Genomic DNA, 24,782 nt, shown 5'->3' with positions numbered 1-24,782 from the left:
GCCACATGAGTGTTTAGCACTTATGAATAAATAAACTAGAGTGAAATACCATAGCTCCGTCTTCTATGAAAATCATAGAAGGCTTCATTGTCAGAGGAAACTTTTATGCCTTTAATTAGTATGCGTCAACTGCTAGATCATGCGGCCGAGCACAGCTACGGCTTACCTGCTTTTAATGTGAATAACATGGAGCAAGTGAAAGCCATCATGGAAGCAGCGGACGAAGTCAATTCTCCTGTTATCATGCAGGCTTCTGCGGGAGCGCGTAAGTACGCTGGGTCCCATTTCTTGCGTCACCTAATCGCGGCCGCCATAGAAGATTACCCACATATTCCTGTTGTTATGCATCAGGACCACGGCACGTCCCCCGCGATTTGCCAGCGTTCTATTCAGCTTGGCTTTTCGTCTGTGATGATGGATGGCTCTCTGATGGCTGATGGTAAAACCCCAGCCAGTTACGATTACAATGTGGATGTCACGCGTCGTACCGTGGAGTTTGCCCACGCCTGTGGTGTGTCAGTGGAAGGGGAGCTGGGCTGTTTAGGCTCTTTGGAGACAGGCCAAGCAGGTGAAGAGGATGGTGTGGGAGCGGAAGGTACCCTAGACCACTCGCAAATGCTGACAGACCCAGATGAAGCGCTTGAATTTGTGGAAGCAACAGGCATTGACGCCCTTGCTGTTGCGATCGGCACCAGTCATGGGGCATACAAATTTACGCGCCCACCCACTGGCGATATCTTAGACATTGAGCGAATTGCTACCATTGTGGAGCGTCTGCCTAATACTCATATTGTATTGCACGGCTCTTCATCGGTGCCACAGGATTGGTTATCGATTATCAATGAATTTGGTGGTGACATTCCAGAAACGTATGGTGTGCCCGTTGAAGAAATTGTCAAAGCCATTCGTTATGGTGTGCGCAAAGTGAACATTGATACCGACTTGCGTTTGGCCGCGACTGGGGCTATTCGTCGTAGTTTGGCTGAACACAAAGGAAATTTCGATCCGCGTAAATACTTAACCGAAAGTATTAAAGCAATGAAGGCGGTTTGTATCGATCGTTATGAAGCCTTTGGCAGTGCAGGTCAAGCATCACGTATCCATACCATCGACCTTGAGGAAATGGCGGTTCGTTATGAGCGTGGTGAATACTTGAATGGCCGTACTTTTTAATCTTTGTCGCCGTTCTTTGCTAAGTGTTGATGGTTAAAAGCGCGGACACTTCCGTGTTTTATGGTGTGATAGGAGAGAAAACGTTTTATTTTTCGTTTTTTTCTCGAAAATAGAAAAAAAGTGTTGACCAAAAAAATGAGTTCCCTATAATGCTCGCCATTCCTTGCGGGAGTGGTGGAATTGGTAGACACGCTGGATTTAGGTTCCAGTGCTTCACGGCGTGAGAGTTCGAGTCTCTCCTTCCGCACCAAATTTAAAAAAGCTGACTTTATGTCAGCTTTTTTTATGTCTGAAATTTGCTCTTCGAGTATTGTCTCTCGGTTTTCTCTCCCATTTACTTGTGTTGCTGTGTGATACCGCTTATCTTTTTGGTTTACTTTATAAAAAGACGTTTGTGCGCTTTTTCATCATGGTGCAACGACGTCTAAAGATTGCTTCTGTCCGAAGTGTTAGCGGATATCATCATGCGACGACTGTTTTCTATTAAGCTTTTCGCTCTTTTTCTTTTCGGTGTATGTTCATCCGCTCAGGCGATGAATGTGCTGCCTTATGTCATGAGTAGTCAGGACTTTTATCGTGCTTGGCCTGATCAACGTCCGCTAAGCGAGCAGCTTTCTGCTGTGGTTAACTCTCCCGCAGACCCCATTAATATGACGCAAATTTCTCCTGTACGAGTCGCATTTTTATTGTCTGGTAAGACGTCATCCATTAAAAATAAGTCCTTATTGCTAAGCTTTAAACGGCGTATGAAAGAGCTTGGCATTGCCTATCAAATTACCATTTATGATCATCTTCAGAGCCTTAAGACAGCAAATCCCTTTGCCTTGATTAAAAAAGAAAAACCTAACTATTTAGTCGCCACTGATTTGGACGTGATGCAAAGTCATGTGGTGGAGAGGGTGTTACAACAAGGTAAGATAAAGGTGATTTTTTTTAACTTATCGACGCCGCTTAAAAACTGGAAATACCATCCACCATTTATGTACGTGGGGTTTGACCAGTTAAAAGCCGTGCAAACACTGGCGAGCTATTTAGACCGGCAGTTACCGAAGAATACGAAACTGGCGGCTTTGGTGTTGTCGTCCGGTTATCTGAATGATTTACGTTGTAACGGCTTTTTGGATGCGATGGCCAGTCGTAATCGTCATATTAGTGATGTACAAACGGTGGCGAATAATGAGGAGGCTGCTTATGTGGCGGCCAAGCGAATCTTGAGTCAGACCCCAGATGCGTTTATTTTTAGTTGCACCCAGTCTATTTCTAATGGGGTGGTAAGAGCGATTAAGGCATATCATAACAGCCATCCTCATCAAGGTCAGAGCGAGGTTGAGAGTGCGTCTGAAGAGGGGGGATTGTCTTCGGCGCAGACCAATAGTTGGGGCTTGTCTGTGAATGAAGTGGACCATCTGATCAATGGGCCAGTGATGGTGAGCAGTTTGTTTATGTGGGATGACCTGGCCATAGCGGTTGCCGAAGGAATAAAAGGGAATATGGAAGGAAAAGCAGAACCTAGATTGTATGTTGGAAGAACAGCAATCATGACGCCAGAGCAAGACCCAACGAGTTTGCATTTAATGCTGCAACAGGCCTATCGATACTCGGCGGTGATATGGTAAACGCGACAATGAGCCTCGAGCGTCGTGCTTTTTATCGCATACTGGCGCTGTTTTTATTCGCGTTTGCAGTGGCATCGGCTGCTTCGTTTATTGCGTTTGATGCACGAGAAAAAAATGAACTTCAATCCAGCCTGGTGTTAAAAAAACAAATAGTTGAAGAAACCTTTGAGTCGTATTTAAACCGTGCTGAATACGAAATGAACTTTATTGGCCAAGATTTATTACTTGGACATTACAAACCTTCGAAAGCCCTTGATATGTTGTTTGGGCATCATGATTTATTGTTCTTTGGTGGGTTAGATTTTTTCTATATTGATTGGGCAAACCGTCCGCCTGCAATTGACCCTAGGGCGCGCTTGTACACCAAGGATGATATTGCGCCCCTGTTACGTCAAGGGAAAATCAATCGTTGGGTAAAAGTGACCTCTAAAGATGGCGCCATATTCTTGCTTTATAAAAAGAAATTAGTGGATAAAGAGGGAATGAATGTCGGTTACTTGTATGGTTTTGTGTCATTAAATGAAAATTTGACATTAGCCAGCAAGCTACTGGATGCAGCGAAAGTCGATATGGTATTGATAAAAGATGCGTCCACAGGTGCCATTTTGCTCAAAGAAAAGCGAAACTCGCTGGATTCTTCTAATAATAGTGTGCAATTCACCAGTGCGTTTTCTTCTTCTGTTTACGATAGTCATTTCGAACTGGAGGTGGTCAGCAAATCTGTCATAACTTCCGGTGCTCTTTATCACTGGGGGCAGTTTGTTTTTTGGCTCTTTATTGGTTTGGGGATTTTGTTTGCCTTGTTGGTGATGCTGGTTCGTCGTTTGGTGTTTTCGCCTTTGGCGTTTGTGGTAGGGCGAACGAGTGAGGAGTTGTTGCCTTTTTCTGAGTTGCAGCCATTACAGGCACAAGGCGACCAGTATCGTCAGTTTTTGCAGGCGAAAGAGCGACGCTTTCAGTTATTACTCGATTCGACCAACAATGCGGTGATTTTCTGCAATGAAGTGGCATGTGTCGATGCAATGAACAAAGAAGCGATGCGACTTTTTCCCAATAATGATCATTCTCGCAGTGTGTTTGACTTTACGCCAATTTCTGTTCATCAAGCGATTCAAGATGCTTTGAAGGGGGAGGTCGGTGTGAGTTTTGAGTTGACATTGCCTCAGTTGAATGTGATCTATCACTGGTGTGCTTACTCCTTCACGAATGAGAATGGCTTTAGAAGTTTATTGCTTGTGGGACGTGACATGACCAATGAAAAGCGTCTTTCCTGGCAGCTCGAGCAATTAAAACCATCGTCTTTGCAATTGCATCGTCACATAGACATTGAAGTTTTGTTAAAGGAATTAAGCTTATTGCCCCGTTGGCCCGATAATACCTCCAGTCAATATTATCGTGGTTGGTTGGCCAGTTTGTTGGAGTTGCTTGATGATCTCAAATTAGAAGAGGCTCAGGCCGAGGACCTGCCTATTGGTGAATTACTTGCTCGAGAGAGTGAGTGGTTGACATCGCGATTGGGGGTCGCACCCTATGATGTACAAGTCGATTGCCCAGTAGACGTCGGCTCAATGATTGTCACGTGTGATATTAATCTAAGAAATTTGCTGAGAGTCTTGCTCATGCTTGTGGCCTCAAATGACGCATCACAGCGCCAGTTAAGGCTTCGATCAGGTGTTGAGTTAGAAATGACGATCATCAGTGAAGCTGAGTTAAGGCCATTTTGGCACTGGATGATCAATGCCCTACTGCAACCACTAGCGGGTCGCCAACGTCAATTACGCAATAATGCCTTTAAAGTGGAGTTGCCTCTGGCGATACAGGGCACTGAGTCTGGGCATGAAAAGGAGCGTTTTACCGTGGCTTGGGTGTGGAATGACTACCTTGAGACAGAACGCATCAAAGACAGTCTAGAACGGCTGGGTGGACAAGTAGAAAGCTACTCCTCAACGGACGCCTTTTTTATGCAGGCAAGTTCAGTGACTCAATTTGATGTGGTCATCATTGGCAGTGATCATGATGTACAAGCGCCTCTTCATATGATTAAAGCTTTAAAAGGACAACAAGATCGAGAGGAACTGCCGATTATATGGCTAAGTACGCAGCCAAATGACCTTCTCGAATACGGTGTGTTGGGTCTGTCTGGTTGTGTATCGGATTACCGTTTACAGAAGGTGATTGCTAACGCACGTCAGTATGAGGGCATTGTCCCCATGCATATGGGAGGGCGCAAAAGAGCTTGGATTGTGGTGGGAGGAAGCCGTGTCGCAAAAGCCATTTGGTATACCGAACTTGAACGTTTGTCTATTGCATCTCAGTGGTTGGCCGGACTGGAAGAGTTTGAAGCGATTTTCCCCTATCACTCTGACGCTGTCGTGGTGCTGTTGGAGCCGCAACCCAAGGACTTGTTAACGTCTGTTGCGCAACGTTTTCCCAGCATACGTTTTTATGCCGTACAAAATTGGCCGGATATGATGGATAATGTGCACTTCTATGAAATGCATCTTCCCTATACTGGGGAGCAGATTAGCGCGTTGAAAGATTATGTGCAAAGTACAACGGATTTAGGAGCAGAGAAGAATGAGTAAGGTGATTGGTCTAATTGGCGCGATGGATGAAGAAGTCTCCGTTATTAAGGCGTGGATGTCTGGTGTTGAAAAGCAAAGTGTCGCGGGTTGTGATTTCTATACGGGACAGTTTGAAGGTCAAAGCGTTGTACTGCTTCAGTCTGGCATCGGTAAGGTGAATGCTTCGGTCTCTACGACGTTATTATTATCGCAGTTTGCGCCAGAGTATGTGATCAATATCGGTTCGGCGGGAGGTTTTGATCCTGAGTTAAGTGTGGGGGACGTGGTGATTTCTGATCATGTTGTGCATCATGATGTAGATGTCACCGCATTTGGCTATGCCATGGGGCAGGTGCCCAGTATGCCTGCAACCTATGCCTCTGATCCGGCTCTTATCGAAAAGGCTCGTGCCGCAGTGGCCGCGGTGGATCGAGTCAAAGCCAAAGTCGGTTTGATTGGTACGGGCGATAGTTTCATGAACGATCCGGTTCGAGTAGAAGCTGTGCGCGCGACTTTTCCGACCATGATTGCCGCTGAGATGGAAGCGGCCGCAGTAGCACAAGTTTGCTTTAAATTTGCGACACCGTTTGTGGTGGTGCGTTCTTTATCTGACATTGCAGGCAAGGAGTCGCCACAAAGTTTTGATGAATACTTGAAGGTGGCAGCAGAGAATTCCTCTTTAATGATTCAGCAGATGCTAAAAGCCTAATGGTTTGGCTGATATAGGGAAGCATACGATCCCTATCCTCTGAGTTGGATTAGATTTGTCGTACTGGAACTCGTATAATGCCGCCCCTAAAGTGGGGTGTTTCCTTTGTTTAAAGAGTATGAGTCATGAGACCGGATCAAATCCAACCAGAATTATATGAGCAACAGCTAGTCGACAAGCAAGCTGAATTGACCCGTTTAATGGCTGATTTATCGTTGCCAGCGTTAGAAGTGTTTGCCAGCGAACCGTCTTATTACCGAATGCGAGCAGAATTTCGTATTTGGCATGATGGAGACGATTTGTTTTATGCCATGTTTGATTCGGCGGATCCCAGAACGCCGATTCGGACGGATCAATTTCTTGCCGCCTCGCGTTTGATCAATGAGCTCATGCCCAAGCTGATTGACGCGGTGCGTGATGTGCCTATTTTGCGTCATAAATTATTCCAGGTGGATTTTCTAACGACGACCACTGGTGAAGCATTGATCAGCCTTTTGTATCATAAACCGATTGATGATGAGTGGAATGCGGCGGCTCGCTTAATGAGTGAGGCTTTCCCATCCTGTCATTTTATCGGTCGCAGCCGCAAGAAAAAGCAGATTCTAACCCGTGACTTTGTCATGGAAACCTTGACGGTGAATGGACATAAGTACCATTACCAGCAAGTAGAAAACAGTTTTACTCAGCCCAATGCCGGTATCAATGAACAGATGCTTGCCTGGGCATTGGATGTTACCAAAGACACCTCAGGTGACCTGCTAGAAATGTACTGTGGTAATGGTAATTTTTCGATTCCATTGGCACGTCGTTTTGAGCGTGTGGTGGCGACGGAAATTTCCAAAGTCTCGGTTCAGTCCGCTCAGCTAAACATCGTGATGAATGGTGTGAATAATGTACAAGTGGTGAAAATGGCCAGCGAAGATGTTTCTGCCTCACTCAATGGTGATGTCGCTTTGCCAAAAGCCTTAGTACAGGCTGGTATGGAGGTTTTAAATCCATCTGTTGTGCTGGTGGATCCGCCTCGTGCAGGGTTAGACGATGCCACCGTAGAGCTGGTGCGGAAGGTGGACTGCATCTTATACATTTCTTGTAACCCAGAAACTCTAAAAGCCAACTTGGAAGCGTTATCTACTACGCACAAGGTAGTGCGTTATGCCATGTTTGATCAGTTTCCTTATACTCACCATGTGGAAACTGGTGTGTTTTTAGAACGTATTGACTAACCGCCAAAAGGGAGCAAATTCGCTCTTTTTTTGATCTCTTTTTTTACTCATAAAGACTGTGACTCTCACTGTCTCAATACGCCGTATAATCGAAAACGACCTTTTATATGAGTTTCGCTCCTAACATAATGAAAGACATTCCAGTATCTTGAATACGACAGATAATGTTCTGTGTTAACATATTGGCGTGAAATTTTCCCCCCACACTAATAGAGAAGTCGAACGAGCCATGAGCAACACCTCACTAGACAAAGACAAAATTAAAATCTTGTTATTAGAAGGCGTACATCAATCTGCATTAGACACCTTGCATGCCGCCGGTTATACCAACATCGAGTATCATAAAACCGCGCTAGCGGAAGAAGATTTGATCGATAAGATTTCCGAAGCGCACTTTATTGGTTTGCGTTCTCGTACCCAGCTGACTGAAAAAGTACTGTCCCATGCAAATAAGTTGGTGGCAATTGGCTGTTTCTGTATTGGTACAAACCAAGTGAACCTAGACGCAGCAAGCGAAAAAGGTATCGTTGTATTTAACGCACCCTTTTCCAATACGCGTAGTGTGGCTGAGTTAGTGATTGGTCAGTTGATTTTGTTGTTGCGTGGTATTCCTGCTAAAAACGCAGCTTGTCATCGTGGCGGTTGGATGAAATCCGCTGTGGGTTCTTTCGAAACTCGTGGCAAACGCTTAGGAATTATTGGTTATGGTAGCATTGGTACTCAGTTGAGTGTCTTGGCAGAATCCTTGGGGATGGACGTGTGTTTTTATGACATTGTCACCAAGTTGCCTTTAGGTAATGCCCATCAAGTTAAGAGTCTGAAAGAACTGTTATCTACCAGTGACATCATTAGCTTGCATGTACCTGAGACTGCTTCTACAAAGATGATGATCGGTGCTGAAGAAGTATCGCAGATGAAAAAAGGGGCGATCTTTATTAATGCCTCTCGTGGTACTGTTGCAGATTTGGATGCCGTTGCCGCTGCGCTTAAAGCGGGCGATTTGAGTGGTGCGGCGGTGGATGTTTTCCCTGTCGAGCCAAAAAGTAATAACGAAGAGTTTGTGTCACCACTACGTGGTTTGGATAACGTGATTCTAACGCCTCATATTGGTGGTAGTACCATGGAAGCGCAAGAGAACATTGGCGTCGAAGTGGCTGAGAAATTGATCCAGTACTCAGATGTCGGGACAACGATTGCGTCTGTTAACTTCCCTGAAGTGGCATTACCATCACAAGCGGATAATCATCGCATTTTGCACGTTCACCATAACCGTCCAGGTGTGTTGTCTAAGATTAACGCGATTTTCTCTGATAACAATATTAATATCACTGGCCAGTACTTACGTACCACTGAGACGTTAGGCTACATGGTCATGGATGTGTCTTCCGATGCGGGCGAGCTAGCCCTTGAGAAGTTGAAAGACGTTGAAGGTACCATTAAAGCGCGTGTTTTGTTCTAAACAGAGCGTTAGAGTGATAGCAAAAAAACCAGCCTCGAGCTGGTTTTTTTTCATCCTTAGTCTGTTGCTATGCTTTTGTTCAAATGGGGTGGTGGTGAAATGTGAATTTAAACTGACATAAATTTGTCATTTTTCTGTAGTATGGTATGTTTATTGAACACTCGTTTAATAAAAAAGTGTTTTATTGGCGTCTCTTGATCAAAAAGGCGTTTGAAGTGTCTCCATTTAACGAGACCACATAAACCATCTTAAAGGAGTTTTAGAATGACTCTCTCTCGTCGTCAGTTTATAAAAGGCGCTTCTGTTGTTGGAGCTGTGGCCGCTTCCCCTTTCATGATCAACCGTGCTGTAGCTGCCACTAAAGAATTACGGATCTATGCCTGGGCCGGGTATATCACGGATGAAATGCTAAAAGATTTTAAAGAAAAAACAGGGATCAATGCGACCTTTACTCCCTATGGTACCAATGATGAGTTGATGAACTCACTGCGTGCGACCGATGGTACGGGCTTCGACATTATTATGCCGACAGTAGACCGTGTGCCTGGCTATGTTGCTTATGATCTTGTCCAGCCCCTAGATACAACCCGCATAAAATGGGATGGTTGTTTGGATAGTGCCATTTCTGGCTCCAAAGTCGGTGGAGTTGTCAAAGGTGAGCGCTATTTTGCTCCGTCTGACTGGGGAACCGAAGCCATTGCTTACAATAAGAACGAAGCGACGGTTAGTAAAGAATTGAGCTACGGTGACTTATGGTTACCTGAGAATGCGGGTGGCGTTACCGTTCGTGCCCATTCGGCTTTGGTTGGCATTGGGTTGTGGCTTGAAAAACAAGGTAAGTTGCCTTTCCCTCTGTTGGATTCTTATAAAACAGCGAAAGTCATGCGAGCGAACTTTGATGTCATTCTGAAAACCGCAGTGAAATACAAGGGTTCCATCGCTCAGTTTTGGTCAACTGAAAATGAGGCGCAGGGTGCCTTTCGAACCAATGGGGCCATCATTGGTCAAACTTGGGACAGCACTGCATTCAAATTACAATCGGAAGGCGAACCTATTGTATACCGTGCGCCAAAAGAAGGAGCATTGGCATGGATGGAAGGTTTTGTTGTGCCTAAAAATGCCAATAACGTGGACTCTGTGTATGAGTTTATTAACTGGTATTACACACCAGAAGCGGGTGCCATGTTTGTCAAAGCGACAGGCTATAACTCCACTGCGAAGGGAGCCGAAGCGCTGCTGCCTCAAGCAACGAAAGATTTCTTCAATACCTCTTATACCAAAGAAGATTTGGCAAATCTTTGGTGGTGGCCAATTCAAGAGCCTTGGTACGTGGCATTGCGTAACGAGTATCAAGACCGTTACTTATCTGCTTAATCCTTATTGAAAAAATCCCTCGTGGCGTTCAGCTTCGAGGGATTTTTTAATGAATCGAATTATTACAAATTGAGAGAGGTAGTATGGACAGTAGTGTTCATCTAGATAACGTCGTGATGCAGTTTGGTGAGTTTACTGCGATTCAAAAAACGGATTTACAGATTAAGTCAGGGGAGTTTTTCAGTTTTCTTGGGCCATCTGGTTGCGGTAAAACCACCATACTAAACATGATCAGTGGTTTTTTAGAACCAACCCACGGAGATGTGAAGATTGGTGGCCAGAGTATGCGTGGCGTACCCGCTAATAAGCGTCCCACCTCGATGATTTTCCAGAACCTAGCTTTGTTTCCATTGATGACGGTTGCGGAAAATATTGAGTTTGGCTTAGAAGTGCGTGGAGTCTCTAAAGCAGAGCGCAAAAAAACATCAGACCGACTGCTGGAGCTGGTGGCTTTGGATGGCAGTGGCTCTAAAAAAGTGACGGAGTTGTCTGGTGGTCAACGTCAACGTATTGCGATTGCGCGAGCCTTGGCCGTTGAACCTAGGGTGTTATTGCTTGACGAGCCCCTATCGGCATTAGATTTAAAACTACGTCAGCACATGCGTGCAGAGCTGAAAGATATTCAGCGTAAGACAGGCATCACCTTTATATACATTACCCACGATCAAGGTGAAGCGTTAACCATGTCGGATCGTGTTGGTGTCATGTCAGCAGGGCGACTGCAACAAGTGGCCGATCCTATTACCTTATACCGCGATCCCCACACTTCCTTTGTCGCTTCCTTTGTCGGTGAGAATAATGGCATCGAAGGTAAGGTGCTGAGTTTAAATAACGGCATGGCGGAAATGGACTGTGGTCAGTTAGGGCATTTACAAGGACGAGTACACAACACAGTCAAGGCGGGAGATCAAGCAACGCTTTTTATTCGCCCAGAGCATTTTCGCCTGCAAGCGGAAGACAATATGCTGACTATTCCAAGTAAGATCGAAGAGGTGAACTTCGAGGGTGCTTATTTAACGCTAAACGCGAATACAGCCGCTACTAAATTGGCAATTCAGCTGGGTGCCCATCAGTTTTCCGAGTCTCTTGTGGCTGGAGCGGATATCTCCTTGTCCTATAAAGTTGAGGATGCCATCATTTTAGGAGCCGCAGAGTATGTTTAACCAACTTAAAGCCCGATTTGGTAGTGGGTTGGCGGTCGGTGTCATTGGCATGATCGCCATTTGGATCATTGCTATGGTGGTGCTGCCTCAGCTGTTAATGGTGGATTATTCCTTTCGTCCTAATTTGCTTCCTGCAGAGATTGGGGGGCCGAAAGATGTGTACTCTTTGGTCAACTATCAGACCTTGTTCACCAATAAGATCCACTTGGAGATTTTCTTTAAGACCATTTGGTCGAGTGTGTTGGTAACTGGGCTGACATTAATCGTCAGTTATCCCATTGCGTTTTATTTGGCAAAAGTCGCTACCCCCCAAAAAGCCGCATTATGCTTGGTTTTATTGATCATCCCATTTTGGATCAATGAAATTCTACGGACTTTTGCTTGGTACATTATCTTAGCTTACAAAGGTCCATTGAATGCCTTGCTTCTTTGGCTTGGTTTTATCCACCGTCCCATTCGCTTTTTATCCGGTGATGGTGGGGTGCTAATTGGTATGGTGTACGCTTATATTTTGTTTATGATTTTTCCAATTTATAACGCCATTGAGAGTTTGGATACCAATCAGATTAAAGCCGCGCGTAATTTGGGGGCTGGCTGGATTCGTACCCATTGGCGAGTGGTCATCCCTCATGCTAAGCCCGGTATTGCCACTGGCTGTATTATGACCTTTATGTTGGCCGCAGGCAGTTACGCGGTGCCTTCAATATTGGGCTCTCCAGGCAGTCGCTGGTTCACGCAGATTATTTATAATTGGTTTTTTGAAGGAGGTGACTGGAATCAGGGAGCAGCATACGCTTTCTTGTTGCTTGTTATCTGCATCGGTTTTATCGCTTTGGTTATGCGTGTCTTTAAGGTTGGCTTGGGGGACATTGCAAAATGAAATCAGAAACCATCATGCGATGGGGTGTGCGTTTTTACATAGGTGTCTTCTTTTTATATCTATTCACTCCACTGATTATCATGGGCTTAGCGACCTTTAACAATAGTCGCTTTCCAACGGTTTCCCCATGGAGTGGGTTCACTTTGAAGTGGTTTAGTGCTTTGGCACAAGACGACAATATGTGGCATGCCTTGTGGATCAGTCTTATTGTCGCTGTGGGAGTGTTGCTTGTTGCCGTGCCTATAGGTATCTGTTGTGCCTTATTTCTTTCTACGGTGCATGGCAAAGGCAAAACCCTCGTTTATTCCATTATGATGTCGCCACTATTAACACCAGGGGTGATTATTGGTATTTCTACTTTGATTTTCTGGCAGCGTTTTCATGTAACGGGTGGGATTGTATTGACCGTTATCGCGCAGACGACCTTTATTGCGGCTTATGTCATGTTAATGGTGCTAGCTCGATTGCAGCGATTTGACCGAACCTTGGAAAATGCGGCATTGAGTCTAGGGGCGACACAGTGGCAAGCGTTTCGTCGAATATTGTTACCTTATTTGAAGCCAGCCATTATTTCGGCAGCGGGTATCGCTTTCTTGCAGTCCTTTGAGAACTACAATACCACCTTGTTTGTTAAGGGGTACGATACGACTTTAACTGTGTACATCGCTTCAAAAGTACGCACAGGGTTAACGCCTGCGGTGAATGCGTTGGGGTTGGTGATGATTTCGATTACTGTGATCTTAGCCATCGTGTATGAAATTAAGCGTCGCCGAGAGCAATCAGCACGCTCTTAGTTATTGTTTGAGAAATTGATGTGTAAAAGCCTGTTTTTTGTACGAAAGACAGGCTTTTTCTTTGTGTTGCTTAAAAAACAGTCTATTTTTGCGTTTAAAACACACGAATCTAATAAAATTCTAAAAAACCTCAAAAAAGGGTTGCAGAAAATCTGTGAATCCTTAATATACGCCCTCGCTGACACGGACAGCGCTTCACACTAAGTGAAGACGAGGTTCGAAAAAAACGTTAGCAACGCTCTTTAAAATAGATAATCAGATAATTTGTGTGGGCGCTCGCTGAGACCTTCAGAAGATCGACAGGGTTTTGCTTAGTTTACTGAGTGAGGCGCTGAGCGATCAAAAAAATTGAAGTCTTACGAGAGTCAAACACGTCAATTCGCTTTATGTTGATTTGTCATTTTTGATGATGGATCGATTAAGTTATTGTTAGTGTAAGAATTTGAGTGAGCAAGCTTTTAAACTGAAGAGTTTGATCATGGCTCAGATTGAACGCTGGCGGCAGGCTTAACACATGCAAGTCGAGCGGTAACAGGGGAGCTTGCTCCTGCTGACGAGCGGCGGACGGGTGAGTAACGCGTAGGAATCTGCCTAGTAGGGGGGGACAACATGTGGAAACGCATGCTAATACCGCATAAGCCTTTAGGGGGAAAGGAGGGGATCTTCGGACCTTCCGCTATTAGATGAGCCTGCGTGAGATTAGCTAGTTGGTGGGGTAAAGGCCCACCAAGGCGACGATCTCTAGCTGGTCTGAGAGGATGACCAGCCACACTGGGACTGAGACACGGCCCAGACTCCTACGGGAGGCAGCAGTGGGGAATATTGGACAATGGGGGGAACCCTGATCCAGCCATGCCGCGTGTGTGAAGAAGGCCTTAGGGTTGTAAAGCACTTTCAGGAGTGAGGAAGGGTGCTTGGTTAATAGCCAAGTATTTTGACGTTAGCTCCAGAAGAAGCACCGGCTAACTCTGTGCCAGCAGCCGCGGTAATACAGAGGGTGCGAGCGTTAATCGGAATTACTGGGCGTAAAGCGCGCGTAGGTGGTTTGTTAAGTCTGATGTGAAACCCCAGGGCTCAACCTTGGAATGGCACCGGATACTGGCAGGCTAGAGTACGGTAGAGGGATGTGGAATTTCCTGTGTAGCGGTGAAATGCGTAGATATAGGAAGGAACATCAGTGGCGAAGGCGACATCCTGGACTGATACTGACACTGAGGTGCGAAAGCGTGGGGAGCAAACAGGATTAGATACCCTGGTAGTCCACGCCGTAAACGATGTCTACTAGCCGTTGGGTTGTAATGACTTAGTGGCGCAGTTAACGCGATAAGTAGACCGCCTGGGGAGTACGGCCGCAAGGTTAAAACTCAAATGAATTGACGGGGGCCCGCACAAGCGGTGGAGCATGTGGTTTAATTCGAAGCAACGCGAAGAACCTTACCTACTCTTGACATCCACAGGAGAACGCAGAGATGTGTTTGTGCCTTCGGGAACTGTGAGACAGGTGCTGCATGGCTGTCGTCAGCTCGTGTTGTGAAATGTTGGGTTAAGTCCCGTAACGAGCGCAACCCTTATCCTTACTTGCTAGCGGGTAATGCCGAGAACTTTAAGGAGACTGCCGGTGACAAACCGGAGGAAGGTGGGGACGACGTCAAGTCATCATGGCCCTTACGAGTAGGGCTACACACGTGCTACAATGGCGTATACAGAGGGCAGCGAACTTGCGAGAGTAAGCGAATCCCAAAAAGTACGTCGTAGTCCGGATTGGAGTCTGCAACTCGACTCCATGAAGTCGGAATCGCTAGTAATCGTGAATCAGAATGTCACGGTGAATACGTTCCCGGGCCTTGTACACACCGCCCGTCACACCATGGGAGTTGATTGCTCCAGAAGTAGATAGTCTAACCTTAGGGGGGACGTTTACCACGGAGTGGTCAATGACTGGGGTGAAGTCGTAACAAGGTAGCCCTAGGGGAACCTGGGGCTGGATCACCTCCTTAAACGATAGAAGGCTTGGTGAGCGTTCACACAAATTATCTGATCCCTATCTTAAAAGCATTAGGATAAAGTCCTAAGCAAGACGCTAAAGCAGCACATTCCGCCTTTGGGTGAGTGATGAGATGCATTTTAGTTTCTGACTTAGTGCTTTGCACTAAACTTGCTCTTTAACAATTCGAATTTTGAAATAGACGATAATCAAGCGTCAAACCGGTGGATTGCACTTTTCTCATCTTATTTCCTTCTGATGAGAGGGTGACGATCTAATATCGTAAATCCAGAGAGAGACAAAAGCTCTTTGGTATGTGACTTAAGTAGAGAGCGAAGGTAACTTCACTCTAAAAACTACTTTGGGTTATATGGTCAAGTGACCAAGCGTGCACGGTGGATGCCTTGGCAGTCAGAGGCGATGAAGGACGTGGTAATCTGCGAAAAGCTCGGGGGAGTTGATAAACAAACTGTGATCCCGAGATGTCCGAATGGGGAAACCCACCCGCTTGCGGGTATCGTTGAGTGAATACATAGCTTAACGAGGCGAACGAGGGGAACTGAAACATCTAAGTACCCTTAGGAAAAGAAATCAATTGAGATTCCCTGAGTAGCGGCGAGCGAAAGGGGATTAGCCCTTAAGTGGCTTTGGTGTTAGTAGAAGATTCTGGAAAGGATCGCTGTAAAGGGTGATAGCCCCGTATACGAAAACGCCTTAGACATGAAAACGAGTAGGACGGAACACGTGTTATTCTGTCTGAAGATGGGGGGACCATCCTCCAAGGCTAAATACTCCTGACTGACCGATAGTGAACCAGTACCGTGAGGGAAAGGCGAAAAGAACCCCTGTGAGGGGAGTGAAATAGATCCTGAAACCGTGTACGTACAAGCAGTGGGAGCGGACTTGTTCCGTGACTGCGTACCTTTTGTATAATGGGTCAACGACTTATTTTCAGTAGCAAGCTTAACCGCATAGGGTAGGCGTAGGGAAACCGAGTCTTAATAGGGCGTTTAGTTGCTGGGAATAGACCCGAAACCGGGCGATCTATCCATGAGCAGGTTGAAGGTTGGGTAACACTAACTGGAGGACCGAACCCACGTACGTTGAAAAGTCCGGGGATGACTTGTGGATAGGAGTGAAAGGCTAATCAAGCTCGGAGATAGCTGGTTCTCCTCGAAAGCTATTTAGGTAGCGCCTCGCGTATTGCCACTGGGGGTAGAGCACTGTTTGGGCTAGGGGGTCATCCCGACTTACCAACCCCATGCAAACTCCGAATACCAGTGAGTGTTAGCGCGGGAGACACACGGCGGGTGCTAACGTCCGTCGTGAAAAGGGAAACAACCCAGACCGTCAGCTAAGGTCCCAAAGTTACAGTTAAGTGGGAAACGATGTGGGAAGGCTTAGACAGCTAGGAGGTTGGCTTAGAAGCAGCCATCCTTTAAAGAAAGCGTAATAGCTCACTAGTCGAGTCGGCCTGCGCGGAAGATATAACGGGGCTCAAACTGTACACCGAAGCTACGGGTTCATCTTAGGATGAGCGGTAGAGGAGCGTTCTGTAAGCCGTTGAAGGTCAAGCTGTAAGGCAGGCTGGAGGTATCAGAAGTGCGAATGTTGACATGAGTAACGATAAGGGGAGTGAAAACCTCCCCCGCCGGAAGACCAAGGTTTCCTGTCCCATGTTAATCAGGGCAGGGTGAGTCGGCCCCTAAGGCGAGGCAGAAATGCGTAGTCGATGGGAAATAGGTTAATATTCCTGTACTTATGTATATTGCGATGGAGAGACGGAGAAGGCTAGGCCAGCACGGCGATGGTTGTCCGTGTTTAAGGTAGTAGGTTGAGGAATTAGGCAAATCCGGTTCCTCTTAAGACCGAGAATTGATGACGAGCCCTCTTTTGGGTGAAGTGGTTGATGCCATGCTTCCAGGAAAAACTTCTAAGCTTCAGATATACATGAACCGTACCCCAAACCGACACAGGTGGTCAGGTAGAGAATACCAAGGCGCTTGAGAGAACTCGGGTGAAGGAACTAGGCAAAATGGTACCGTAACTTCGGGAGAAGGTACGCCGGCCGGTGTGAAGGACTTGCTCCGTAAGCACTAGTCGGTCGAAGATACCAGGCCGCTGCAACTGTTTATTAAAAACACAGCACTCTGCAAACACGAAAGTGGACGTATAGGGTGTGACGCCTGCCCGGTGCTTGAAGGTTAATTGATGGGGTTAGCGTAAGCGAAGCTCTTGATCGAAGCCCAAGTAAACGGCGGCCGTAACTATAACGGTCCTAAGGTAGCGAAATTCCTTGTCGGGTAAGTTCCGACCTGCACGAATGGCGTAATGATGGCGGCACTGTCTCCACCCGAGACTCAGTGAAATTGAAATCGCAGTGAAGATGCTGTGTATCCGCGGCTAGACGGAAAGACCCCGTGAACCTTTACTATAGCTTCACAGTGAACTTTGAACCTACTTGTGTAGGATAGGTGGGAGGCTTTGAAGATAGGACGCCAGTTCTATTGGAGCCAATCTTGAAATACCACCCTGGTATGTTTGAGGTTCTAACTCAGGTCCGTAATCCGGATCGAGGACACTGTGTGGTGGGTAGTTTGACTGGGGCGGTCTCCTCCCAAAGAGTAACGGAGGAGCACGAAGGTGTGCTCAGCATGGTCGGAAATCATGCATAGAGTGTAAAGGCAAAAGCACGCTTAACTGCGAGACAGACACGTCGAGCAGGTACGAAAGTAGGTCTTAGTGATCCGGTGGTTCTGAATGGAAGGGCCATCGCTCAACGGATAAAAGGTACTCCGGGGATAACAGGCTGATACCGCCCAAGAGTTCACATCGACGGCGGTGTTTGGCACCTCGATGTCGGCTCATCACATCCTGGGGCTGAAGCCGGTCCCAAGGGTATGGCTGTTCGCCATTTAAAGTGGTACGCGAGCTGGGTTTAGAACGTCGTGAGACAGTTCGGTCCCTATCTGCCGTGGACGTTTGAGATTTGAGAGGAGCTGCTCCTAGTACGAGAGGACCGGAGTGGACGAACCTCTGGTGTTCCGGTTGTCACGCCAGTGGCATTGCCGGGTAGCTATGTTCGGACGGGATAACCGCTGAAAGCATCTAAGCGGGAAGCCTCCCTTAAGATAAGATCTCACTGGAACATAAGTTCCCTAAAGAGCCGTTCGAGACGAGGACGTTGATAGGTTGGGTGTGTAAGTGCTGTGAGGCATTGAGCTAACCAATACTAATTGCTCGTGAGGCTTGACCATATAACACCAAAGTGGTTTTACTGGAGATGGTTCCTGACCATTCCAGCACTTCCTCCTTCCATGGAGGTTGTAAGACACACAAAAGACACAGAATACGATCCGGTTTAACGCTTGATTGTCGCTATTTCAAAATGAATTGTTAACAGAGACAAGTAAACGAATTTGCGCATTGCGCACACGAGTTTGCTTGACGGTCACAGAAGCGTTGAACCACCTGATCCCATCCCGAACTCAGAAGTGAAAAGCGCCATCGCCGATGGTAGTGTGGGAGATCCCATGTGAGAGTAGGTCGCCGTCAAGCTTTAATTTAGAAGGCCCTGATAGCTATGCTGTCAGGGCTTTTTTTCGTCTCAAGAAACGTTTTAAACCATCAGCCGGGTTGAACCACCTGATTCCATCCCGAACTCAGAAGTGACTCTTTTTTCGCCGCAGGCGCTTGCCATCGCCGATGGTAGTGTGGGCTTGGTTGAATTAGAAAGTCATGTGAGAGTAGGTCGTTATCAAGATTTAATTTGAGAAAGCCCCTGATAGCTTATGCTGTCAGGGCTTTTTTTCGTCTCAAGAAACGTTTTAAACCATCAGCCGGGTTGAACCACCTGATCCCATCTCGGAACTCAGAAGTGACTCTTGGTACCGTCCCAAAAGTGTGTCCTTTCTCTCATTCAACTCATCTATTTCACTCTTTATTTAAACAGGTGGGTCAATTTTAAATTGCCGTTAGTGGGTCAGTTTTGCATTGACAGTGACAGTTATTAACGCGAAGGCGGTAATCCATGGTCTTACAGCCTTTGCAAATTGTCACCTTACCATAGTATTCGCTTGCGCCTGTTTCGCAGGCTCAACGCGTCTGCGCGAATCCAATAGCAAGGCGACGATTGATCTGAGTTAATCTTTTCAAAGGTAGAACGTTAGATCAAGGGATTCCATCAGCGGTCTACTCACCGAAAGCGTTCACCCTTTGAGGCTCTCGCATTATTTTTCTGACTACCTTGCCATTGTATTCGCTTGCACCTGTTTCGCAGGCTCAACGCGTCTGCGCGAATCAAACGCCAAGGTGACGATTGATCTGAGTTAATCTTTTCAAAGATAGGGTGTGATATCAAGGGCCCCCATCCGTGGTTAACTCATCGAAAGCGTTCACCCTGTCAGGTTTTCTGACTGTCTGGCAGACTCAATGTATCTGTGTGGATCCAGTAGTATGGTGAAGCTAAGTTATATTATTCGATGTATCTAGGGACTCTAAGATTCCTATTAACGTGAAGTTACGTATTTTCAATATCATATATCCCTTCCCAAAAAGGGATTATATTTATACTATGACACCTTATTGATATGTAAGTAAAAGCTTAGATATTATTTTGTATCTCTTCATATCGCGTCTTATTTAGATGAGTTCAAGGATGTGAGCTGCACGTAGTGAGCTTTGCATGTGTCATATTATTGTCGTCTTACGAGGCTACTGGCGAATCGTGGAAGCTCTATAAATAAAAAATAATTATGGCTGACACATGAATAACACACCTTCTGGCCCTTCCATATTGAGTCTTGCTGTTTTTCGGCGTTTGCTTTTACTCGCTATCGTCTGTTTTTCGGTGATTTGGTTTATTGACTATAACAGTGGCATTATTGCTTCATTTGATGCGTTTGCTTATCCCATTTGTATATCGAGTTTTAGTGTTGTTTACCTTCTGGCAATGACAAAAAAAGTGCCAGATCAGTATTTACATCTTGTTACCTATTCTATTGTTGCTGGTTATCTGATTGCTTCGAGTATCTGGCATCATATGGCGACTAATGGGATATTTTCCAATGCAGCTCAGTGGTTAGGGCTAAATTATGTGATTGCTTATTTGTTTCTTGAAGTTCGTAAAGCGGTTCTGATGACAATACTGGCGTTTAGCGTGACCGTTATTGGTCATTTTGTTGCATTGATTCAGCATTATTCCATAGAGGATAGTCTGGGAGTGGTGTTGAATATTGCTGTGGCGCATGTTGTGTACATTATTTTGTTGTGGACGGTAATTCAATTACGATCGAGTAAGGACAAAGCACAGCAACAGGTGTCCATGCTGGAACATTATGCCTATATTGATCCATTGACTCGGGTGCTCAATCGGCGTGGGCTAGAAAAGGTAACCCAAGAATTGGAGCAAGAGTTTCATCTAGGGCAGCAAGACTTCGCTATTTTACTGTTGGACATAGACTATTTTAAAGAAGTAAACGATCGTTTTGGCCATTTAAAAGGCGATGAGGTTTTGACAAATATCGCTTCACTACTGAGCCGAAAAATTAACCCTAAAGATATTATTGGTCGCTGGGGCGGTGAAGAGTTTATTGTTTATGCGGTGAATCAAAGTCGAAAAGAGATATTTGACTACGCTAACCAGTTACGTGAAGTGGTAAGTAAACTGGTCGTCGGTGAAATAAGGGTGACGGTGAGCGTAGGGATTGGTTACTCCCAACCGGATAAGAGTCTCTCTGATATTTTTTGTCTTGCTGACGAGCATTTGTATGCCGCCAAAAAAGCGGGGCGAAACACGGTGGTTGATCACATTATAAAGGACAAAGAATCAGACAATACTGGAGTTGACTTGGCCTTGCTCTAAGAAAACGACGTTTTAATGTTGATTGTTAAAATGCATACCCATTTAGGAATAATTCAAGACGGCGAATAATATAAAAGGAGATATAGATGTCTGGGATAACCATTCGTGAGGCACATTCAGGTGATTCTGCCTTGATTTTACGTTTTATTAAAGAGCTTGCACATTACGAAAAAGCGGCAAATGAAGTCTTGGCAACACAAGAGTCTATTGAGTCTTCTCTTTTCGGAACGGATTCAACAACAAAAGCCGTTATCTGCTCAATTGATAATGTTCCAGTTGGGTTTGCTGTATATTTCTTCAACTATTCTACTTGGCTTGCAAAGCATGGTTTGTATTTAGAGGATTTGTATGTCTCCGCTGAGTCACGTGGCTCCGGCGCGGGTAAAGCGATTTTGAAATATCTCGCTCAAATAGCGGTTAGTAAAGGATGCGGTCGATTTGAGTGGAGTGTATTAGACTGGAATGAACCTGCGATTCAGTTTTATCGATCCATTGGAGCGCAGTCACAAGATGAATGGGTAGGTTACCGATTGACTGGAGAGGCACTACTGCATTTTGCCCAGTCCTAGAGTGGATGAATATCTTATAACGTTAATAAAAACGGCTCCGTATGAAGCCGTTTTTTCAATTAACCGTTCTATTTAAAGGCTATTCTTCCATTTGTGCATTATCTACAAAGCGAGTGTCGCCAATATCTTTTGGTAAAATAAGGTTTAGCAAAATGGCAACGATGCCGCATAGACTGATACCCTGTAGACTAAATCCCCCCACGCCAAACGCCATACCACCAATGCCAAATACGAGTGTAACGCCTACGATAACAAGGTTACGAGATTTATGAAGGTCGACTTGATTCTTGATTAAGGTATTTAAACCCACCGCAGCAATAGACCCAAATAGCAGAATCATAATGCCGCCCATAACTGGGAGTGGAATGGTTTGTAGTAGGGCGCCTAATTTGCCAACCCATGCGAGAACGATCGCTGCGATCGCGGCCCACGTCATGATAACTGGGTTGAAGGCTTTGGTTAGCATGACGGCACCAGTGACTTCGCTATAGGTTGTATTCGGTGGTGCACCGACCATGGCGGCGGCCATAGTGGCAATACCGTCCCCGGCAATAGTTCGGTGTAATCCTGGTTTTTTTAGATAATCTTTACCCGTGACGTTGGAGATGGACAGAATATCGCCGACGTGCTCCACTGCAGGAGCGATAGCGACCGGTAACATAAATAAGATCGCATTGATGTTAAATTCAGGCATCGTAAAGTGAGGAATAGCAAACCAGGCAGCGTTGCTAACGTTGTCAAAGTGAACAATTCCCAAAGCAAGGCTTAATGAATAGCCCACGATAATGCCACCAAAAATGGGTAAGAGTTTAAACAGCCCTTTACTAAAGACGCTGATAAAGATCGTGGTGAGTAAAGAAGCCAGCGCTACCCAAATTGAAACATCACCATTCACTAGTTGTGTTGAGCCATCTCCACTTTTTCCCATCGCCATATGCACGGCGTTTTCGGCTAACCCTAAACCAATCACCATAATAATAGGACCGATGACGACAGGGGGTAATAAACGATGAATAAACCCAACCCCTTTTAGTTTAATTAAGGCACCTAAGATGACATAAACAAATCCGGCAGCCACTAATCCGCCCATAGTGGAGGCAATCCCCCATGTTTGTGTGCCATACATAATGGGTGCAATGAAAGCAAAGGATGAAGCGAGGAAAATAGGGACTGTACGACGCGTTACTATTTGAAAAAGCAAGGTTCCCATACCCGCACCAAATAAGGCAACACTAGGGTCTAGCCCCGTTAATAATGGCACTAAGACTAAAGCGCCAAATGCAACAAAGAGCATTTGCACGCCTAAAATAGCATTTTTCATGTAACAGTCCTTGATAGTATTTTTAAGTCAGCGGGATTCTATAGGGTTGTGTAAACGAGTGCCAGCGATGTGTTTGATTGCTTGTTGACAATATCAAGAGAGTTGAAGGCTTTTTTATTTACCACTCATTTTATCGATTATTTTAGTGTTAAAAAGCATCTCAAACAGGGAGGCCGTTATTTTACTTTACAGCTGGATACAAAGCTGACGTTTATATAGAAAAATCTGACATTTTGGCAAAGTAAAAGGCGACAATATGTTAATTGTTTACCTGAAGGCTCATATACGAGTGATTTTTAAATCGATAGAATGAATCATCTTTATAGGAAATTAAGAGTCTTAACCATGCCATTCAATTGCATTGATAAAACCACACAAACCTCACCGTCCCCGATGTTTATCTCGGCGAGTTTTGTTTCTCAAAGGTCTTATCCTCGTTTTCAACGCCTCGCGAGTCGAGTGTTATTAGCCGTAAGTTTGTTGGTTAGTGTGACTGCTTATGCGTCAACTTCTGAGGTAGCGTCAGACGCTAATTCGGTGGCTTCCTCCAACCCCGTGAACCCGCCAGGAAATGAGGCATTTAGCTACGCATGGCTAAAAGGTTATGCACGCCATTTGTCTAGCCAGCCTTACCATAATCATCAGGGTGACGTTCCGAATAGCTTAAAAGATTTGAGCTGGAATGCTTATCAACAGATTCGATATAAAGACAGTGCGGCACTATGGAAGACAAAAGGGTCGCTATTCCATACGGAGTTTTTTCATTTAGGTCGTGGCTTTGACACGCCTGTCCATATGAATGAGATCAAGGATGGTAAAGTCATACCGATCGATTATTCTCCTTCCATGTTCGATTATGGTAAATCAGGCATTGACGCGAAGAAGCTATCAAAAGACCTTGGTTTTGCCGGCTTTCGTATGCAATTTGCGACTGATTGGAAGCGTGATGTTGTCGCTTTTCTTGGTGCCAGTTATTTCCGTGCTGTTGGTAGTGAAATGCAGTATGGTTTGTCTGCTCGTGGTTTGGCCGTTGATACGGCGTTGGATCAGCCCGAAGAGTTCCCAGTCTTTACTAACTACTGGTTAGAAAAACCAAAGCCTGGCTCTAGTACGGTGACGGTATACGCCTTAATGGAGTCTAAAAGTGTGTCTGGAGCCTATCGCTTTGATATCACTCCAGGTGAACCATTAAAGATGAGAGTGGATGCGGCAATTTACCCACGTAAATCGATTCAGCGTTTAGGCATTGCTCCCTTAACCAGTATGTATATGGTGGGCGAGAATGATCGTCGGACAAATTATGATTGGCGTGAAGAAATTCATGACTCAGATGGGCTTGCTATGCACACTGGAGCCGGTGAATGGATTTGGCGCCCTTTGACGAACCCGAAAAAACTTCGTTTTAACGCGTACAGTGATGATAATCCGCAAGGGTTTGGCTTATTGCAACGAGACCGCCACTTTGATCATTACCAAGACGACTCGGTGTTTTATGAGAAACGCCCAAGCTTATGGATTGAGCCTATAGGCAACTGGGGGAAAGGGTCTGTGGATCTCGTAGAAATTCCAACCTTGGATGAAACCTTTGATAATATTGTGGCCTTTTGGCATCCGGCACAGCCAATCAAACCGGGTCAAGAGTTGTTGTACAGCTACAACATGTATTGGGGAAGTCATCCACCACAACATTCACCTGAAGCACGGGTGCAAGATACTTTCACAGGTATTGGCGGTGTGATTGGTCAGAAGCGTCACTATTACAGCAAGCGTTTTGTGATTGACTTTGCAGGCGGTGATTTACCCATGATTGGTGATGGTAGCAAGCTAAAAGCGGTTATCCATACGTCAAAAGGAAAAGTGGAACTGGAGTCTGTACGCCCAATCAATCACTCCGATAAGTACCGTGTGATGTTTGATGTGGTTCCGCCGGATGCAACGGATAATCCAATCGATATGCAGGTGTATCTCGATCTTGATGGTAAGCGAATGTCTGAAACTTGGAGTTATCAGTGGAACCCGCCATTAAAGAAAAATCGTGAACTGCATAATGCGGGGCACTTGAATTAACGTCAACGAAGTGTCTTCTTTGG

Annotated in this window: 14 protein-coding genes, 1 tRNA gene and 3 rRNA genes; 17 read left to right on the top strand and 1 reads right to left on the bottom strand. The window is 45.6% G+C overall.

Going from position 1 to position 24,782, the window contains the following annotated elements:
• Nucleotides 1–105 precede the first annotated feature (105 nt).
• From fba to AC0VYG_RS22930, 16 genes are all read left to right on the top strand, one after another.
• Nucleotides 106–1,173, top strand: coding sequence for a class II fructose-bisphosphate aldolase (gene fba, locus AC0VYG_RS23005; protein ID WP_475430153.1), 1,068 nt, complete (start codon nucleotides 106–108; stop codon nucleotides 1,171–1,173).
• 165 nt (nucleotides 1,174–1,338) lie between these two features.
• Nucleotides 1,339–1,423, top strand: a tRNA-Leu gene (locus tag AC0VYG_RS23000).
• Between the two features lie 214 nt (nucleotides 1,424–1,637).
• Nucleotides 1,638–2,789 (top strand): substrate-binding domain-containing protein, encoded by a 1,152-nt coding sequence (locus AC0VYG_RS22995; RefSeq protein WP_475430152.1) that lies wholly within the window; start codon nucleotides 1,638–1,640, stop codon nucleotides 2,787–2,789.
• Nucleotides 2,790–2,797: 8 nt separating this feature from the next.
• On the top strand, nucleotides 2,798–5,374 hold the full coding sequence (locus tag AC0VYG_RS22990; RefSeq protein ID WP_475430151.1) for a hypothetical protein: 2,577 nt from the start codon (nucleotides 2,798–2,800) through the stop codon (nucleotides 5,372–5,374).
• On the top strand, nucleotides 5,367–6,062 hold the full coding sequence (gene mtnN, locus AC0VYG_RS22985) for a 5'-methylthioadenosine/S-adenosylhomocysteine nucleosidase (protein WP_475430150.1): 696 nt from the start codon (nucleotides 5,367–5,369) through the stop codon (nucleotides 6,060–6,062). Before AC0VYG_RS22990 ends, mtnN begins: the two co-directional genes overlap by 8 nt.
• Before the next feature lie 125 nt (nucleotides 6,063–6,187).
• A complete protein-coding gene (trmA, locus tag AC0VYG_RS22980) occupies nucleotides 6,188–7,285 on the top strand; it encodes a tRNA (uridine(54)-C5)-methyltransferase TrmA (RefSeq protein ID WP_475430149.1) in 1,098 nt (365 codons plus the stop codon).
• 229 nt (nucleotides 7,286–7,514) lie between these two features.
• A complete protein-coding gene (serA, locus tag AC0VYG_RS22975; protein ID WP_475430148.1) occupies nucleotides 7,515–8,744 on the top strand; it encodes a phosphoglycerate dehydrogenase in 1,230 nt (409 codons plus the stop codon).
• A gap of 264 nt (nucleotides 8,745–9,008) precedes the next feature.
• Nucleotides 9,009–10,118 carry a substrate-binding domain-containing protein gene (locus AC0VYG_RS22970; protein WP_475430147.1) on the top strand — a complete coding sequence of 370 codons (1,110 nt, stop codon included), beginning with the start codon at nucleotides 9,009–9,011 and terminating at the stop codon, nucleotides 10,116–10,118.
• An 83-nt stretch (nucleotides 10,119–10,201) separates the two neighbouring features.
• A complete protein-coding gene (locus AC0VYG_RS22965) occupies nucleotides 10,202–11,281 on the top strand; it encodes an ABC transporter ATP-binding protein (protein WP_475430146.1) in 1,080 nt (359 codons plus the stop codon).
• Nucleotides 11,274–12,161: an ABC transporter permease gene (locus AC0VYG_RS22960; protein WP_199477745.1), complete on the top strand. Its 888-nt coding sequence runs from the start codon at nucleotides 11,274–11,276 to the stop codon at nucleotides 12,159–12,161. Before AC0VYG_RS22965 ends, AC0VYG_RS22960 begins: the two co-directional genes overlap by 8 nt.
• Nucleotides 12,158–12,955 (top strand): ABC transporter permease, encoded by a 798-nt coding sequence (locus tag AC0VYG_RS22955; protein ID WP_475430145.1) that lies wholly within the window; start codon nucleotides 12,158–12,160, stop codon nucleotides 12,953–12,955. Before AC0VYG_RS22960 ends, AC0VYG_RS22955 begins: the two co-directional genes overlap by 4 nt.
• A 460-nt stretch (nucleotides 12,956–13,415) precedes the next feature.
• A 16S ribosomal RNA gene (locus AC0VYG_RS22950) occupies nucleotides 13,416–14,952 on the top strand.
• Between the two features lie 359 nt (nucleotides 14,953–15,311).
• Nucleotides 15,312–18,196: ribosomal RNA gene (locus AC0VYG_RS22945) — 23S ribosomal RNA — on the top strand.
• A 186-nt stretch (nucleotides 18,197–18,382) separates the two neighbouring features.
• Nucleotides 18,383–18,497, top strand: a 5S ribosomal RNA gene (rrf, locus tag AC0VYG_RS22940).
• Together the 16S, 23S and 5S rRNA genes form the textbook arrangement of a ribosomal RNA operon.
• 1,207 nt (nucleotides 18,498–19,704) lie before the next feature.
• Nucleotides 19,705–20,802 carry a GGDEF domain-containing protein gene (locus AC0VYG_RS22935; RefSeq protein ID WP_475430144.1) on the top strand — a complete coding sequence of 366 codons (1,098 nt, stop codon included), beginning with the start codon at nucleotides 19,705–19,707 and terminating at the stop codon, nucleotides 20,800–20,802.
• A gap of 86 nt (nucleotides 20,803–20,888) precedes the next feature.
• On the top strand, nucleotides 20,889–21,371 hold the full coding sequence (locus AC0VYG_RS22930) for an N-acetyltransferase family protein (protein WP_475430143.1): 483 nt from the start codon (nucleotides 20,889–20,891) through the stop codon (nucleotides 21,369–21,371).
• A gap of 79 nt (nucleotides 21,372–21,450) precedes the next feature.
• On the opposite strand, the gene AC0VYG_RS22925 is transcribed toward AC0VYG_RS22930, so the two are convergent.
• The gene (locus AC0VYG_RS22925; RefSeq protein ID WP_475430142.1) at nucleotides 21,451–22,692 is read right to left on the bottom strand and encodes a uracil-xanthine permease family protein; all 1,242 of its coding nucleotides are present in this window, start codon (nucleotides 22,690–22,692) and stop codon (nucleotides 21,451–21,453) included.
• A 345-nt stretch (nucleotides 22,693–23,037) separates the two neighbouring features.
• Here AC0VYG_RS22925 and AC0VYG_RS22920 point away from each other — a divergent pair, with 345 nt between their 5' ends.
• The gene (locus AC0VYG_RS22920) at nucleotides 23,038–24,759 is read left to right on the top strand and encodes an OpgD/OpgG family glucan biosynthesis protein (RefSeq protein WP_475430141.1); all 1,722 of its coding nucleotides are present in this window, start codon (nucleotides 23,038–23,040) and stop codon (nucleotides 24,757–24,759) included.
• Nucleotides 24,760–24,782: the final 23 nt, after the last annotated feature.

It is taken from the genome of Marinomonas sp. 63XJN7_7_ISO-PGPR-S23-202 (assembly GCF_056173505.1).
This window is presented reverse-complemented; position numbering and strand designations above follow the sequence as displayed.

Excerpts from the sequence above, each read along its gene's own strand:
- fba (WP_475430153.1), top strand. The coding sequence starts at position 106 with ATGCCTTTAATTAGTATGCGTCAACTGCTAGATCATGCGGCCGAGCAC.
- AC0VYG_RS22965 (WP_475430146.1), top strand. The coding sequence starts at position 10,202 with ATGGACAGTAGTGTTCATCTAGATAACGTCGTGATGCAGTTTGGTGAG.
- mtnN (WP_475430150.1), top strand. The coding sequence starts at position 5,367 with ATGAGTAAGGTGATTGGTCTAATTGGCGCGATGGATGAAGAAGTCTCC.
- AC0VYG_RS22930 (WP_475430143.1), top strand. The coding sequence starts at position 20,889 with ATGTCTGGGATAACCATTCGTGAGGCACATTCAGGTGATTCTGCCTTG.
- AC0VYG_RS22960 (WP_199477745.1), top strand. The coding sequence starts at position 11,274 with ATGTTTAACCAACTTAAAGCCCGATTTGGTAGTGGGTTGGCGGTCGGT.
- AC0VYG_RS22920 (WP_475430141.1), top strand. The coding sequence starts at position 23,038 with ATGCCATTCAATTGCATTGATAAAACCACACAAACCTCACCGTCCCCG.
- AC0VYG_RS22970 (WP_475430147.1), top strand. The coding sequence starts at position 9,009 with ATGACTCTCTCTCGTCGTCAGTTTATAAAAGGCGCTTCTGTTGTTGGA.
- AC0VYG_RS22935 (WP_475430144.1), top strand. The coding sequence starts at position 19,705 with ATGAATAACACACCTTCTGGCCCTTCCATATTGAGTCTTGCTGTTTTT.
- trmA (WP_475430149.1), top strand. The coding sequence starts at position 6,188 with ATGAGACCGGATCAAATCCAACCAGAATTATATGAGCAACAGCTAGTC.
- AC0VYG_RS22995 (WP_475430152.1), top strand. The coding sequence starts at position 1,638 with ATGCGACGACTGTTTTCTATTAAGCTTTTCGCTCTTTTTCTTTTCGGT.
- AC0VYG_RS22955 (WP_475430145.1), top strand. The coding sequence starts at position 12,158 with ATGAAATCAGAAACCATCATGCGATGGGGTGTGCGTTTTTACATAGGT.
- serA (WP_475430148.1), top strand. The coding sequence starts at position 7,515 with ATGAGCAACACCTCACTAGACAAAGACAAAATTAAAATCTTGTTATTA.
- AC0VYG_RS22925 (WP_475430142.1), bottom strand. The coding sequence starts at position 22,692 with ATGAAAAATGCTATTTTAGGCGTGCAAATGCTCTTTGTTGCATTTGGC.
- AC0VYG_RS22990 (WP_475430151.1), top strand. The coding sequence starts at position 2,798 with ATGAGCCTCGAGCGTCGTGCTTTTTATCGCATACTGGCGCTGTTTTTA.